This window comes from Vreelandella piezotolerans, assembly GCF_012427705.1.
In the GTDB taxonomy this organism is placed as follows: Bacteria; Pseudomonadota; Gammaproteobacteria; order Pseudomonadales; family Halomonadaceae; genus Vreelandella; species Vreelandella piezotolerans.
This window is the reverse complement of record NZ_CP048602.1, coordinates 321,033-336,483: the sequence shown is the minus strand read 5'-3', so window position 1 is coordinate 336,483 and position 15,451 is coordinate 321,033. Positions and strand designations below refer to the sequence as shown.

At 57.8% G+C, this 15,451-nt stretch carries 15 protein-coding genes; 5 read left to right on the top strand and 10 right to left on the bottom strand.

The features are described from left to right. Positions 1-8 precede the first annotated feature (8 nt). The 4 genes from GYM47_RS01585 to nhaD all read left to right on the top strand — a co-directional run bounded on the left by GYM47_RS01585 (position 9) and on the right by nhaD (position 5,220). Positions 9-968: an ABC transporter permease gene (locus tag GYM47_RS01585; RefSeq protein WP_139527944.1), complete on the top strand. Its 960-nt coding sequence runs from the start codon at positions 9-11 to the stop codon at positions 966-968. Positions 969-1,005: 37 nt separating this feature from the next. Then, the gene (locus GYM47_RS01580) at positions 1,006-1,845 is read left to right on the top strand and encodes an ABC transporter permease (RefSeq protein WP_153843172.1); all 840 of its coding nucleotides are present in this window, start codon (positions 1,006-1,008) and stop codon (positions 1,843-1,845) included. After that, on the top strand, positions 1,838-3,457 hold the full coding sequence (locus GYM47_RS01575; RefSeq protein ID WP_153843173.1) for an ABC transporter ATP-binding protein: 1,620 nt from the start codon (positions 1,838-1,840) through the stop codon (positions 3,455-3,457). Before GYM47_RS01580 ends, GYM47_RS01575 begins: the two co-directional genes overlap by 8 nt. Before the next feature lie 284 nt (positions 3,458-3,741). After that, on the top strand, positions 3,742-5,220 hold the full coding sequence (gene nhaD, locus GYM47_RS01570) for a sodium:proton antiporter NhaD (RefSeq protein ID WP_139527941.1): 1,479 nt from the start codon (positions 3,742-3,744) through the stop codon (positions 5,218-5,220). A 90-nt stretch (positions 5,221-5,310) separates the two neighbouring features. Here the strand turns inward: nhaD and GYM47_RS01565 are convergent, their stop codons facing one another. The 5 genes from GYM47_RS01565 to GYM47_RS01545 form a co-directional block, all read right to left on the bottom strand. Beyond that, positions 5,311-7,881, bottom strand: a complete 2,571-nt coding sequence (locus tag GYM47_RS01565) for an EAL domain-containing protein (RefSeq protein WP_422822488.1) — start codon at positions 7,879-7,881, stop codon at positions 5,311-5,313. Positions 7,882-7,922: 41 nt separating this feature from the next. Then, positions 7,923-8,594: a glutathione S-transferase gene (locus GYM47_RS01560; protein WP_153843174.1), complete on the bottom strand. Its 672-nt coding sequence runs from the start codon at positions 8,592-8,594 to the stop codon at positions 7,923-7,925. 240 nt (positions 8,595-8,834) lie between these two features. After that, positions 8,835-9,413: an antibiotic biosynthesis monooxygenase gene (locus GYM47_RS01555; RefSeq protein WP_153843175.1), complete on the bottom strand. Its 579-nt coding sequence runs from the start codon at positions 9,411-9,413 to the stop codon at positions 8,835-8,837. A gap of 114 nt (positions 9,414-9,527) precedes the next feature. Next, positions 9,528-9,911 (bottom strand): hypothetical protein, encoded by a 384-nt coding sequence (locus GYM47_RS01550; RefSeq protein WP_153843176.1) that lies wholly within the window; start codon positions 9,909-9,911, stop codon positions 9,528-9,530. 9 nt (positions 9,912-9,920) lie between these two features. Further along, entirely contained in the window at positions 9,921-10,148 is a 228-nt protein-coding gene (locus GYM47_RS01545; RefSeq protein WP_139527937.1) for a DUF2835 family protein, read from the bottom strand. Between the two features lie 73 nt (positions 10,149-10,221). On the opposite strand from GYM47_RS01545, the gene GYM47_RS01540 reads away from it, so the two are divergent. Beyond that, the gene (locus tag GYM47_RS01540; RefSeq protein WP_153843177.1) at positions 10,222-10,857 is read left to right on the top strand and encodes a putative metalloprotease CJM1_0395 family protein; all 636 of its coding nucleotides are present in this window, start codon (positions 10,222-10,224) and stop codon (positions 10,855-10,857) included. A gap of 12 nt (positions 10,858-10,869) precedes the next feature. On the opposite strand, the gene GYM47_RS01535 is transcribed toward GYM47_RS01540, so the two are convergent. From GYM47_RS01535 to phnE, 5 genes are all read right to left on the bottom strand, one after another. Further along, positions 10,870-12,672 carry a putative bifunctional diguanylate cyclase/phosphodiesterase gene (locus GYM47_RS01535; protein WP_153843178.1) on the bottom strand — a complete coding sequence of 601 codons (1,803 nt, stop codon included), beginning with the start codon at positions 12,670-12,672 and terminating at the stop codon, positions 10,870-10,872. 191 nt (positions 12,673-12,863) lie between these two features. Next, the gene (locus GYM47_RS01530; protein WP_231125599.1) at positions 12,864-13,316 is read right to left on the bottom strand and encodes a methyl-accepting chemotaxis protein; all 453 of its coding nucleotides are present in this window, start codon (positions 13,314-13,316) and stop codon (positions 12,864-12,866) included. 111 nt (positions 13,317-13,427) lie between these two features. Further along, on the bottom strand, positions 13,428-13,907 hold the full coding sequence (locus GYM47_RS01525; protein ID WP_153843179.1) for a C40 family peptidase: 480 nt from the start codon (positions 13,905-13,907) through the stop codon (positions 13,428-13,430). 74 nt (positions 13,908-13,981) lie between these two features. Continuing rightward, positions 13,982-14,611: a histidine phosphatase family protein gene (locus tag GYM47_RS01520; protein WP_153843180.1), complete on the bottom strand. Its 630-nt coding sequence runs from the start codon at positions 14,609-14,611 to the stop codon at positions 13,982-13,984. Between the two features lie 24 nt (positions 14,612-14,635). Beyond that, positions 14,636-15,451: a phosphonate ABC transporter, permease protein PhnE gene (phnE, locus tag GYM47_RS01515; protein WP_153843181.1), complete on the bottom strand. Its 816-nt coding sequence runs from the start codon at positions 15,449-15,451 to the stop codon at positions 14,636-14,638.

Genomic DNA, 15,451 nt, shown 5'->3' with positions numbered 1-15,451 from the left:
ACCTTGCTATGAACACCTTTGTCATCAAACTGATTGCCCAGCGCTTGGCGCTGGGCCTGTTACTGCTGCTGGCCGTATCGGTGCTAATCTTCGTCGGCACGCAGCTGCTGCCAGGCGACGTGGCACAGTCCATTCTCGGCCAGAGCGCCACACCCGAAGCCGTGGACAACCTGCGCCGCGAGCTGGGTCTCGACCAGCCCGCTTGGCTACGTTACCTCGACTGGCTCGGCGGCATACTGCAAGGCGACTTGGGCACGGCGCTCTCCAATCGTCAGGATATTGGCGAGTCGCTTTGGGGCCGTGCGGGCAATACGCTATTTCTGGCCTTTTGGACGGCGGTGGTCGCCGTGCCGCTGGCGATTTTGTTAGGGCTCGTGGCGGTGCGCTACCAAAACCGCTGGCCAGATCGGGTGATTTCAGGCACCACGCTGACGGCCATTTCGCTGCCGGAGTTTTTCATCGGTTACCTGCTGATCTACCTATTTGCCGTGAAGTTCAACTGGTTCCCCAGCGTCTCCACCGTATATAGCGGCATGAGCCTGGGCGAGCGCCTACATGCCATCGCCCTACCTGCTGCGACGTTAACGCTGGTGATTCTCGCCCATATGATGCGGATGACGCGGGCGGCCATTTTAAGCGTGATGCAGTCACCTTACATCGAAACGGCGGAGCTCAAAGGCCTGGGGCTGTTTCGCATCATCGCGCGACACGCTTTTCCCAACGCCATTGCCCCGGTGGTCAACGTGGTCATGCTGAACCTCGCCTTCTTGATCGTGGGCGTCGTCGTGGTCGAGGTCATCTTCGTTTACCCGGGCATGGGGCAGTATTTGATCGACCATGTGTCCAAACGCGATGTGCCGGTGGTGCAGGCGGTCGGGCTCCTCTTCGCGGCGGTTTACATCGGGCTCAACATGCTGGCGGACATCATTGCCATCGTCACCAACCCGCGACTGCGCCACCCCAAATAAACCGCTGAACACCGTCACCAGACAGGAACGCAACACCATGTCGATATGTTTAACGCTGCTGAAACGGATGCCAGTGACCGCGCTGATTGGCCTGCTGCTCACGTTCGGCTTTTTAGTGATGGCGCTTTTTGCCCCTTGGCTCGCGCCTTACCCCATGTCCGAAAGCGTGGGCGATATGTGGATGGGGCCATCGGCCGAGTTCTGGCTAGGCACCGATAATCTGGGCCGCGACCTGCTCTCACGCCTCATACATGGCGCGCGCACCACCATGACCATTGCGGCCCTCGCCACGGCACTGGCGTTCTCCATTGGCTCGGTGCTGGGCATCCTGGCGGCGGTCTACGGGGGCTGGGTGGACCAGCTCATTTCGCGCGGCGTCGATATCGTCATGTCGATACCGACGCTCATTTTTGCCCTGGTCATTTTGTCGGTGATGCCTAGCACCGTGCTCATGCTGATCGTGATCATGGGCGTGCTGGATTCGACCCGCGTGTTCCGTATTTCCCGGGCGGTGGCCGTGAACATCAACGTGATGGACTTCGTAGAAGCCGCGCGCCTGCGCGGTGAGGGTAAAGGCTGGATCATCTTCCGCGAAATACTGCCCAACGCCCTCACACCGCTGGTGGCCGAGCTGGGACTGCGGTTCATTTTTGCGGTGCTGTTTCTCTCCTCGCTATCGTTTCTGGGTCTGGGCGTTCAGCCACCGGAAGCCGATTGGGGCAGCATGGTGCGCGAAAACCGCCAGGGCATCGTGTTCGGCGTACCCGCCGCGCTGATTCCTGCGGCGGCCATCGCGTTGCTGGCCATCTCCGTGAATTTGGTCGCGGACTGGGTGCTACGCCACACCACCGATCTAAAAGGAGGCCGCCGTGGCTGATACGCTGTTAGACATTCGCCATTTGACCATCGACGCCACGGCCTACCCACCCGGTGAGGCGCCGCAGGAGATCACCATCGTCGACGACGTCAGTTTCACCCTGGAGCGCGGCAAGGTGCTGGGCCTGATCGGCGAGTCGGGTGCGGGTAAATCGACCATTGGCCTGTCACCCGCGGGCTACGGGCGTGGCGGCATTCGCTTGAGCGGCGAAGTGTGGGTCAACGGCCGGGATATTCTGAAAGACACCCCCAAAGCGCTGCGCAAGCTGCGCGGCAAAACGGTGTGCTATGTGGCGCAGTCAGCGGCGGCGGCGTTCAACCCCGCCCAAACGCTGATGGAGCAGGTCATCGAAACCACGCTGCTGCATGGCCTGGCGACACGCCAAGAGGCCGAAGCGCGCGCCGTAGAGCTGTTCGGCCAACTCGGCTTACCCGACCCGGAACACTTTGGCAGCCGCTACCCCCACCAGGTATCGGGCGGGCAGCTACAGCGCGCCATGACCGCCATGGCGCTCTGCCCAAAACCCGACCTGATCATTTTTGACGAACCCACGACGGCACTCGACGTCACCACGCAAATCGACGTGCTGGCGGCCATCAAGCGGGCCATCCACACCACGGGGGTTGGCGCGCTCTACATTACTCACGATCTCGCCGTGGTCGCACAAGTCGCGGACGACATTCTCGTGCTGCGCCAGGGCGAGAAAGTCGAAATGGGCAGCACGGCACAGATCATCGAGTCGCCCCAGGAAGCCTATACACAAGCGCTGGTCGCGGTACGTTCCATCGCGCATACGCCAAAACCGCCTTCACCTACGCCGCTGCTAGCGGTCGAGGATGTCAGCGCGGCCTATCATCAGAGCGGCCACAATGTGTTGGAGACGATCTCTCTGTCGGTGAGCGCCGGCCAGACGCTGGCCATCGTGGGCGAGTCCGGGTCGGGTAAATCGACCTTGGCGCGGGTCATCACCGGGCTGCTGCCCCCCAATCGGGGCCAGCTGCACTTTGCAGAGACGCCGCTGCCCCACACCCTCGCCGAGCGCAGCAAAGAGACACTGCGCGAGCTGCAGATGATCTACCAAATGGCGGACGTAGCCATGAACCCGCGCCACACGGTGGAAACCATCATTGGCCGCCCGCTCACGTTCTATTTTGGATTGAAAGGCAAAGCACGCCGTGAACGCGTCATCGAGTTGCTCGACGCCATCGAGTTAGGAGAAGCGTTCATCGACCGCTATCCGGCCGAGCTCTCGGGCGGGCAGAAGCAGCGTGTGTGCATTGCCCGTGCGCTGGCCGCCAAACCCAAGCTGATCATTTGCGATGAGGTCACCAGCGCGCTCGACCCGCTAGTGGCCGATGGCATTCTCAAGCTGCTGCTACGGCTGCAGGCGCAGGAGAACGTGGCCTATCTGTTCATCACTCACGACCTAGCGACCGTCAAGGCGATTGCCGATAGCATTGCAGTCATGCATCAAGGCCAGGTGGTGCGTTACGGCAAGCGTGACACCGTGTTGAGCCCACCGTTCGATGCGTACACGCAAAAGCTGTTGGCGTCGGTGCCCCAAATGAAGCAAGGGTGGCTTGAAGAGGCACTCACGACCCACCACGATTAACCAATCATCGAACCACTCATTGAACCACGCATCGACCCAGGCAGCGCGCTTTCGTCTACTCGGTCGATGCACTATCTTCGTCTTTGGTTTAATCCGCTAAATTTCTTACACTACTGAGCATAATTTACTATTAGCAGAACGGTTAATTTCCTAAAAAAAGACGTCATCACTAAGCGATACGCCGTATTCATTCGGTTTAATTCCGTATTGCGGCGCAATATAGCTTGTTAAACTGGCGGCGCTTATTCCCCCTTCTTTTAACCCATTATAAGGATAAACACGCCATGTTGACGCTACATCATGACCCAGGCCAGCCTCGATACTCTCGTTGCTGGCCTTTTTTGTTAGCGACCTTACTATTACTGTTCACTCCAGCGGCCTTTGCGGTCACCGGTGATGTGGATTTGACCACATCAGCCGTCGGCTATATTGCCGTGGTGGTCTTCGTACTGGCCTATGCGCTCGTGATGGCCGAAGAGAAGATTCACATGCGCAAATCCAAGCCGGTGTTGGTGGCCGCGGGCATCATCTGGGGACTCATTGGCTGGGTATACGTTCAGAACGGGATGTCGGAGACGTCCGAGTACGCGTTTCGCGTGACGCTTCTGGAGTTTACCGAGCTAATGCTGTTCCTGTTGGTGGCGATGACCTATATCAACGCCATGGAAGAGCGACGTGTCTTCGATGCGTTGCGCTCTTGGATGCTACGCAAAGGGTTCAACTATCGTACGCTGTTTTGGCTGACCGGGGGATTGGCGTTCATTCTTTCGCCCATCGCCGATAACTTGACCACGGCTCTTTTGATGTGCGCGGTCATTACCAAAGTGGCCGAAGGTGATAAACGCTTTATCAACTTGGCGTGCATTAACATCGTCGTCGCGGCGAATGCGGGTGGCGCCTTTAGTCCCTTTGGCGATATCACCACACTGATGGTCTGGCAGGCCGGTATCATCCAGTTCCAGGAGTTCTTTATACTGTTCATCCCCTCGCTAGTGAACTTCCTGATTCCTGCGGCGGTAATGAGTCTGTTCATCAAGGATCAAAAGCCCAGCAGCGTGTATGAGGACGTTCAACTGAAGCGCGGCGCGCGGCGTATCATCGCGCTCTTTTTGCTCACCATCGTCACGGCCGTTCTCTGCCATACGCTGCTCCACCTGCCGCCGGTTTTGGGCATGATGACAGGGCTGGGCTATTTGCAGTTCTTTGGCTACTACCTGCGCCAAAGTCTGCCCCGCTCGTTGGAACGCAAACGTGAACGCTACAGCCGCCTGGGCGACAACAAGAAGTTGGAGCAGCTTGGCGGCGTAGTGCCTTTCGATGTATTCAGCCGTGTGGCACGTGCCGAGTGGGACACGCTGCTGTTCTTCTACGGAGTGGTGATGTGCGTCGGTGGCCTGGGGTTCATGGGCTACCTGGGTCTGCTCTCGGAAGCACTCTATACCGGCTGGAACGCTACTTGGGCCAACATTGCCCTAGGGGTGGTCTCGGCCGTGGTCGATAACATCCCAGTGATGTTTGCGGTGCTCACCATGGAGCCGGACATGTCCCACGGTCACTGGCTATTGATCACCCTTACGGCAGGGGTCGGCGGTAGCCTGCTGTCGATTGGTTCCGCCGCCGGGGTGGCGGTCATGGGGCAAGCGCGCGGCTCCTATACCTTTTTGGGCCACCTGCGCTGGTCGCCGGTGATCTTGCTTGGCTACATCGCCAGTATAGCGGTACACATGTGGCTCAACGCGGGAAGCTTCGGCGTTTTTGGCTAGCGTCCTTCTGAGTGTTCGCGTAGTGCCCACCCAGGTCACCTGGGTGGGCATTTTGTTATAGGGGCATCATGATTCGACAAGCGGTGTGTCTCAATAGCTCTCGAACAGGTACTCGATGGGCGTAGGGCGACCAAACAGGTAGCCCTGATAGCGATAGCAGCCGTGTCCTTTTAGCCAGTCTAACTGCTCTTTTTTCTCGACGCCTTCTGCGACCACCGTCAGTCCAAGGCTGACCGCCAATAGGATGGTAGTGTCCACGATGGCGGCATCGGTCTTGTCGGTGAGTAGTTCGCGAATGAAGGATTGGTCGATCTTCAGCTCGTCCAAGGGCAGGCGCTTTAGATAACTCAACGAAGAATAGCCAGTGCCAAAATCGTCCAATGCAAAACGAATGCCCTGCGCGCGCAGTTTGAGCATGGTATTGCGCACGCGCGTGGGCTCCCGCATCAATAGGCTTTCGGTCACTTCTAATACCAGCCGACCCGGCGGTGCTTGGGTTTGTGCCAGCAACCCTTCGAGGTTACGCACGAATTCAGGTTGCTGGAACTGCACCGAGCTGACGTTCACCGAAATGGTCAATCCTGCATAGGCAGGCTGATGCGACCACTTGGCCAGTTGCTCACAGGCGCACTGCAGCACCCAATAGCCGATGGGCACGATCAACCCGTTCTCTTCCGCCAACGGAATAAACGTACCTGGCGATACCCAACCCCGCTGCGGATGGTACCAGCGCAACAGCGCCTCTACACCGATAGTGGCGCCTTGATGGTCGACCTGCACTTGATAATGCAGCGCCAGCTCGTTACGCGACAGGGCTTGGTGCAAATCACCTTCGAGACTTGCCCGCTCCAGCACGCTGGTCTGCATGTCGACATTGAAGAAGCGTAGCGTATTCCCCCCTGCGGCCTTGGCCTGCTGCAGTGCCATGTCGGCCTGCTGCAACACGCTATTGACGCCCTGTCCTGCGCCGTCGAAGAGCGTAATACCAATACTGGCGCTAATCGGCAGGGAACGGTCGTTGCGCAGCTGCGACACCGTTTCCAGCAGCTGGCGGGCCAGTCGCTCGGCGTGGGCAGCGGCCTCACTTTGCCGCTCCCCCAGCCCGTTGACCTGCACGACGAACTCATCGCTACTAAAACGTGCCAGCGTCGCATCGTCACTCAAGCGCTGTTTGAGATGCTGCGCCACATTGACCAGCAGCTGATCGCCACTTTCGTGGCCTTGGATGTCATTGACCAGACGGAAGTTATCCAGGTCTACGATCAGCACGGCGCTGTAACCGCCACCCTCCTCTTCCGGGTCGGTGGCCTTTGCCAGCGACTCGATCAACAAACGCCGATTGGGGAGCCCCGTCAGCGCATCGTAAAACGCTAGGTGATGGGTGCGCGACTGCATCTCCAAGTACTCGGTCAGCTCGGTGGAGATCCCGCACAGGCACGGCGCTTCGCCGGGAGACATCTCCAAAGGCATCTTGATCGATAAGAAGGTGCGCACCCGCTCTTCACCCTGGAGGACGTTATGCTCTTCGACCGTTATTTTTTTGCCCGACGACAGCACTTGTCGATCGTTTTCGGCCATTTCAGCCGCGCTGCCAGAATCGAAAAAAGCATCATCACGCTTACCGAGTATCTCTTGGGGAGAGCGTTGGAACAGCTCACTGATTTGCCGGTTGACGTAACGATATTCGAGCGACGGCGTTTTGATATAGATGTAGGCATCGACGCTGTCGAGTATCGTCGCCAATAGGTGTTCGTTGGTGGAAAGCTTGGCGCGATTGATCGTCACACGTCGTTTGAGCGTTAACGTCGCCACCACTGCGGCCACGAGTACGATGAGTAACCCACCCAAGACCCACCAAAGCCACGTTGGAACCAGCGTATCGACTCGACTGCCCGAGCGCCAAGCACTCAGGATGTCGTAATACACCGAGTTCATATCGTCTTTCCAAGCGAGCAACGTGGCATCGATGCGCTCTAACCTATCAACGGCAAAGGAGGGCGATGCGGCATAAAATAGCCGAGCAGGCTGGAAAATGATCGGCGTTTCGCGCAGACCATAATCTCTCGCCCGCCAGTCGCCAAAAAGGTGGTTGGAAGCCACCAAGTCCGCCTCGCCGTTGGCCACGGCTTGAAATCCCGCAGCAAAGCTATCCACCGGCATCCAGATGACGTTAATGCCGAAGCGCTCGGTCACAGCAGCCAGGTAGCTCTGCTGGATCGATCCATCCACCACGGCGACGCGCTGCTGCTCTAAATCGAGGATGGCTTCCACACGAGGATTATTGGCCTGATAGAGCTGGGACCAACTATGCATGACGGGCTCATGGTGAAACGCAAAACGCCCTGCTCGCTCTTCGCTCCAGGCCACGTCGGGCAATAGATCGATCTCGCCCTGCTCCAGCAGCGTCAAACATTGCTGAAAATCACACAGGTGGCTCTCGAGCTGCCATTGCTCCTGCTGGGCCATAGCGTCCAACAGCTCACCCAACACGCCACGCAGTTGGCCCTGCTCACCCACAAATAGTTTAGGCGGATTATGGTAAACCCCGACTCGCAACGGACTATCTGCCTGCGCCGCAATGCTCCACCCTAGACACACAAGCAGTGCCATAGACCCGAAGGTAGCGCCCATCAAGCGCTTGGCAGAGCGGTTGCTTGGCATCCGGCTCACCGCGAACACTCCCTTGTGCCGCATAGTAGGCGTTACTCACCCGGCATGGTTAACGGTCCCGCACGCTCCACCACGCGCTTCCATGCAGGATCGCTCTCTACTCGATCCACGAACGCCGCGATAGAGGGATAAGCGGACAGCGACTGCGTCGCTTTTAACGCCTGCAGCGGAAAACTCATTTGAATATCGGCCCCACTGGGCCACTCGCCTGCAAAATGGCCTCGGGTCTTAAGATGCTGCTCAATCATGTCCATATGCTGCGTTAGCTGAGGCTGAATGAAACGCTTACGCACCGTATCGCTAATACCTTTGGCCAGTGGCTTGACGAACCAAGGTGACTGTTTGGGCACTTGACTGAACACCAGCCCCATGACCAATAACGGCATTAACGAGCCTTCCGCGTAGTGTAGCCAATAACGATAGTTGACCCACTCCTCGCCCGCATCGGCGGTCGGCTGACGCTGGCCGTCATCGTAACGGTTCACCACGTAATCGATGATGGCTCCCGACTCGGCAATCGTTAACTCGCCATCGGTAAGGACCGGCGACTTTCCCAGAGGATGCACTTTTTTTAACGCCTCCGGCGCCTGCTGCGTCTTACTATCCCGTTGATACACTTCTAACTCATAATCGAGATTTAATGACTCCAAAAGCCATAAAATGCGATGCGAGCGAGACTTTTCAAGATGGTGAACGCGGATCATAACGGCTCCATAAAGCGACTTGGTACACTCACTATGAGTGAATGTCAGTTATCCATTGACTGCAAGCCATCTCAGCTTAGCACTATTACGGCGTCGAACCTCATGGAGAAAGCCGAAGCCACTGTGCAAATGCAACAAGAGGCGAAAATCTCTTTTCGCCTCTTGTTGGCAAGATATGATAAACCTTTGTTTTATTGATAATTTAATATTAAAAGCGCATCTTAGTGCGATGATCGCGACCTATGCCCTATATTGCTGTTTCAAACGGGCCAAAAGATCCAGTGGTGACCATTTACCCTGTAACCAAGGGGCCAATAAACGCGTCGAGAGTGGAATGAATACGAACACCATGACTGGCGTTAGCATTAACGTGCTGACGAGAACACGGGGCACTAACGCCCAATCGGCCAGTACGCCGCCAAAGAGCCACTGAAACAGCAGTGAAATTGGGAAAAAAGCCAGCCATACGGCCACGGCTTGCTTCCAGCGGGGCGGCGTAACACCCGGCCCTACGTTGAACCACGTGTCCAGTCCCGTCGCGCGGTGCTCGTGGGGTGCATCATATAGCCCTTTGCCACGCACTAGCCACGCATGACGCGATGCCGAGTGCTCCCAAGCGGCCAGCGAGGCTTGGTTTTCGAAACGAAAGATAATCTGAAACTCATCGTCTTCTTGAGGAGGGGCTAGGACGCCTGAGCCAAGGTAGCCAGGAAAGTCCGCCGCCAACTCGCGCCCTTCGTTGAGCCAACGATTGAAATCTTGGTAGCGGCCCTTCGCAACGCGCCGAGCCACCATCAGTGTGACCGGTAAGGCAGACATGGGTAATCTCCTAGTGGGTAAGCAGCCATCGCCGGGTAGGCAAGCTGCAGACGATCAAGCGGGTAATCCTGATACGCGTGCCCATTATACAGGCAATATTAATGCCAGGTAGATCTATCGACGCGGCACCGGGTGACGACGCTCTCCACGTTGAAACGCACGTACATGTTGATACATATCGATCGCGCTTTGAATGGCATCGGCCTCTAAGGCATCTGGCTGAATCCGTGGTCCTTTAACACCTCCTTGCGTACGTAACACTTCGTCCACATCGTTGCGATAACGCGAGAGGAGATGCTCGATATTCATACGAACGCGGTGAACTTCTAAATTAAACGCTTGACGCTGCTCGGTACGTTTAACGATATCGAGCGGGTTCTCTGACGCGTTAATCAAACTATCTAGGGTGTTGCACACTAAACGCTCAGCAGTGTTTAAGTTGGGAATCACTGCGTACATCAATTCGTAAAGCGTCATCGTGGCGTCATGCTGGTGCATAAAGCAGGCTCAACTGCGGTTGATTGGAACAATATGGTGAAAGCGGCCTTGATCGGTAAACAGTATCCGAAACACACCATGCACCCCCTCTTGTCCTACTACCCGCTGTAAGGCATGAGCAGGAAACACCACCCAACGGCCATCCACACTGCGCGCCCGCACGTTGTCGTAGCGGCCTTCATAGTAAGCCAAACAGTCGGTGACACTTAGATGAAGAATGACATCGATCGAGTGCATAACGTTGCGCAATTCGGCTGGCTCACGGATACTCTATACTAACTGAATTGGCCGCAAATATCGGTAATCGCTCATGGATCTTTCCTCGATCAACGCCTATCACGCCTCATCTGCAGGCTTGACGTCCTCGACGCTGCCTGCGGCACGTGTCACGCGCAGTGGTATCGAGCGTGACGCTGGTGCCGAACGTTCGCAGAGCGCTCAATCCTCGGACGATGTGAGCCAACGTGAAGAGAGCCGTGCAAGCGACACCCCTACCGGCCCCACCCGGCCCGATGGCACGCCGCTGGCACCGGAGGAGATTCAGCAGCTCGAACAGCTCAAGCAAACCGATCGCGAAGTACGCCAGCACGAAATGGCCCACCAAACCGTCGGCGCTCCCTACACCGGCGGCGCGACCTATGAGTACGAAGTGGGTCCGGACGGTAAACGCTACGCCGTCGCCGGTGAGGTATCGATCGATTATGGCCCCGTACCGGGCGACCCCCAAGCCACGGTAGAGAAGATGCAAACCGTGATTGCAGCAGCGCTCGCCCCTGCTGACCCTTCACCGAAAGATCTGCAAGTGGCGGCTCAAGCCCGGCAATATCTACTAGAAGCCAAGTTAGAAGCCGCGCGTGAGCAGAGCGAAATGAACCAAGCCCGCTCCGAGGAGCCAGACGACGTCGCCGTCAATGACGAACCTCAGCCACCCGAGCAGGCCGCCTAGCGGCTTGATGCCTCATTGCAAGGTTGCCAGCCCTCTCCAATCTTGCCGTGTGGGCCAGTGGGACAGCCACTCAGCCATCGCCTCCGGTGGCATGGGGCGCGCAATGCCATAGCCTTGAGCTAGCTCGCAACCCAGCGATATGAGCGCCCTGGCATGGTCTAACGTTTCAACGCCTTCTGCCAGCATGGGCCGCTGAAACCGATTGGCCATGTAAATCACGCTTTCCACGATCGCCATATCATCTTGATCGATGAGCATGTCACGCACGAAACTCTGGTCGATCTTGATCAGATTGACGGGGAGCTGGCGTAGATGCGTCAGCGACGAGAACCCCGTGCCAAAGTCATCGATGGCAAACCCGACGCCCAATGCCTGACAGCGCGCCATGTTTTTCAGTGCCGCCTTCACGTCGTGCATCGCCGCACTTTCGAGCACTTCGAGCTTGAGCAGCGACGGTGACACGTTGGGGTAACGTGCCAACAGCTCCGCTAGACGCTGGCTAAACGTATTCACCAACAGATGCGAAGGACTAATGTTGACGTTAACCGGCAGCGCCATCCCTTCGCTCTGCCACAGCGTGAGCTGACGCAGCGCGCGCTCCAGCACCCACTCCCCCAAGTCCACCTCTAAAGGCGTACCATCGATGATCGGTAAAAAGTCACCGGGGGAGAGAAGCCCAAGCTCGGGATGCTGCCAGCGGATAAGCGCCTCGACACCTACCACGCGGCCGCTGCGCATATCGACCTGCGGTTGATAGAACAGGCGAAGTTCGTCATGGTGAATCGCATCCATGAAACGCTGACGCTGCTCGTGACGCACCTGCAATCGACGGTCCTGCTGAGAGTCGAAAAAGTGGTAGGTATCCCGCCCGCGCTGCTTGGCCCGGTACATCGCCTGATTGGCGTGGCGCAGCAACACATCGCCCTGGACGTGATCGTCAGGGTAGCGAGTAATGCCCAAGCTGGCGGTGAGATAAATCGTCTGCCCTTCGATCAGCAGCGGCTGACGCAATGAGGCGAGTAGCTTCTCGAAAAAGGCTTCCTCGACACCGTGATGCAGTAGCAAAACGAACTCGTCCCCACCAATTCGGGCCAGCACGTCATCCCCAAAAAGCAGGTGGCTGATACGCTGTGCAAAGGCTGCCAGCAGCGCATCTCCTATGTGAGGGCCCAAACGGTCATTGATGCGCTGAAAATGGTCGATGTCCAGCGCGCACACGGCCAGCGATAGCTGACGCTGCTCGGCATGCTGAATCGACTCCTGAATCAGTTGGGTCAATAGCTGTAAGTTGGGCAGGCCGGTCAAGGCGTCAAAATAGACTTCACGATTCAGATGGCGCGCGTGTGAGGGAATGGCGGATAAGTCCGCCAGTACGATCACGTGATGATTCACCTGCCCCCGCTCATCGCGAACACGATTGATCGACATCATGCCCGGATAAAACTGGCCGTCATGGCTACGATAGCGAATCTGCCCTTTGCTACGATCGCGAAGCTGCAGCTCTTCACGCATCAAACGCGTCGTACGGCTGTCATCCAAGGGCAGAATGCTAAACGCCTCGGGGGTTTTTCCTTCTACCTCGCTCAACGCCAACCCCGTCAGCTCACTGAAAGCAGGGTTGACATCGACGACGGCGTTGTCGGCATTGGTAATGATGATGGCTTCGTTGGCGTAGCGAAAGGCCGACTCGGCGGGTGTCAGAGATGTATGGGAATCGAAGATCGAGATCGCCACAGCGTCGGCAGAGATGGACGCTGGGCGAGGGTTTGGCTGAGGCAAAGACTGCTCCTTTATGTCATTCAAGGGCGGGCTCATGCGTCTCTGCTCTCCTTTTATAAGCGTTGTTGATTTAAGGTCTTTTGCTCATATTAACACCGTCTTTTGCCCCGTGTTTTAGATTCAACAGCGCTGAATCAACGCGCTTTTATTGCCCTCGTGTCGCGTCTGCATCCATTGCCTAGCGCGTACCAGGAAGTAGGAGGCCCTCTGGTACGCGCATCGTCGCGCTATCGATTATAAGCAAGCTGGCGATGATCGCTCATAACGGGCTCTGTCACTTGAAACCGGCTCACAAGTGCCGACATCTCGTCGGCCTGCTCATCCAGCGAACGACTGGCCGTGGCCACCTGCTCTACCAATGACGCATTCTGTTGCGTGACGTCCTCTAGCTGAGCCATCGCATGGCTAATTTGCTCGACCCCGGAAGACTGCTCTTGGCTCGCCGTGGCAATCTCATCGACCAACGTAGCCACTTGCTGCACACGGTCAGCAATATTGGCAAGCGTGGTGCTCGTCGTGGACACGAGTGATTCACCTTCGCTGATGCGTGCCACGTTGTTGTCGATAGCAGCCACGATCGATGTGACCAGTTCGTTGGCCTGATGAATCTGCTGCATGTCTTGGCATGCCTGCACCGCGACCTCGCCGGTCACCCGTTGGGCTTGATGAGCATTATTCATCAAGCTGGCCGCGTTTTGCGGCAGAGGGACAAGGGGTCGGCCAGCAAAATACGGCGAGTGTATCGTGTGCTCACGAAAGGTTATTAACCTAAGTCAGGCTTGTCTCACGTCTTAGGGCGCCACCGATGCCGCGCCTAAAAAGCGTTGCTGCCAATAGTCGATATCCAGCGGTACGCTTACCACGGCGCGGCCGCTACCGGGAGCGTGAATCATCTGGCGGTTACCGCCGTAGATGCCCACATGGGTGGCTTTATTGCCATCGCCGAAAAAGAGCAGGTCGCCAGGGCGGGGAGCGTCGACTTGGGGAAGCGCACGAAACTGGCCGTCGGCGGTGCGTGGCACGCGAATACCTGCGGCGCGGTAGGTCATCTCGACGAGGCCGGAGCAGTCCAAACCGTCGGGGGAGTTGCCACCCAAGCGATAAGGCGTGCCGATCGCCTGCTGGGCATGGGAGAGTATCAACGCGCGCTCCATCGACATACCCGCTGGCGAGCTGGGCGCGGGGGCCATGGCCACGTCGTGACTGGCACACCCTGCCAAGAGCAGCAGCATGAGCAGCGCACAAAGAGATGAACAGCGAGTCAACGGCATGGCAACGCTCCAAAAAAACGTGTTGCTCTTATCATGGCCTAAGCGCCGTTGACCCGCTACTGCTTCACGCGCGCTTACCGGCCGACCCACTCGATAAACGTGCTCTCACCCATAGCATGGCGTTCGTGACGTAGGCGGCTCATGGCGGCATAGGGCAGATCCATCACTAGACCGTTGCTGAGCGGCTGCTCTAACACTTGACGGAACAGGGCATTGCAGACGAACAGATGGGCTACCACGAGCACATGGTGGCCGGGCGGATTCGCCAACAGCCGCCGCCACGCTTCGCTGACCCGAGCATCCAGCTCGGCGTAGGTTTCTCCGCCAGGCGGTGCGGCGCGGGCGGGGTCGAACCAGAAAGCGTTCATCTGCTCCGTGCCCTCTTGGGCGTACACCTCGGCGTACGTTTTACCTTCCCACTCGCCCAGGTGCAGCTCGGCCAAATCCTCATCCACCTGTACCGGTAGGTCGAACTCCTCCCCTAACCAGAGCGCAAATTCGCGGCAACGGGCCAACGGCGAGCTCACAATGGCATCATAGGGCGGCCGACCCTCCATCGTGTGACGCATGACGGCATCGGTCACCTGCTGCCAGCCTGTTTCGCTGAGAGGGTGGTCGGTACTGCCCCGTAGCATTCGCCCACCTTGGGGTTCACCGTGGCGCATCAGATCGATCGTCGTGATCTCGGAATGGGGAAAGCGCATGGCGATTCTCCTAACGGGTACGGGTTAAATGATGGCGTGACGTACGCGAGCCGAGACCCATTCCGACACCAGTACCGTGGCAAAGATGAGCACGAAAATCACGCTGACCTGATTCCACGCCAAACTGTTGATCGAGGCGTTCAGCTGCAGGCCTATGCCACCTGCGCCCACCAGCCCCAGCACCGTCGATTCGCGGATATTGATGTCCCAGCGATACACGCTGATGCCTGCAAAGGCGGGCATGATTTGCGGCAGTACGCCATAACTCATGACCTGCAAGCGACTCGCGCCGGTGGCACTGATGGCTTCCACCGGCGTGGGATGAATCTCCTCGATGGCCTCATAGAGCAGCTTGCCCACAAAGCCAATCGACCGCAGGGCAATCGCGATGATGCCCGCCAGTACGCCGGGGCCTAGAATGGTGACCAGCAGCATGGCCCAAATCAGCGAGTTGATCGAGCGCGAAGAGACGATGATCGTCAGCGCCACGCTGCGTACGAGAGGATGCGGCGTGGTATTGCGGGCGGCCAAAAACGCGACGGGAAATGCCATCATGATCCCCAGCGCAGTGCCCAAGGTAGCGATGTTGATCGTGTCCCACATGGGCTGCCAGAGCTGGCTGGCATACTCCCAGCGCGGCGGCACCATACGACTGATCAAGTCGCTGCCCTGGCGGCCCGCGTCCTCTACGAACACCCACATGGTGTTATCGGAGATCACTTTCCAACAGAGTAAGAACAGGCTAATGCCCGCCAGCCAAGCGACGTACTGCAGCCACTGGGCGCGGCTGGTGCGCCGCTGCCACTGCGGCATGCCTTGAGAAGAAGTGGTTACCGGCAT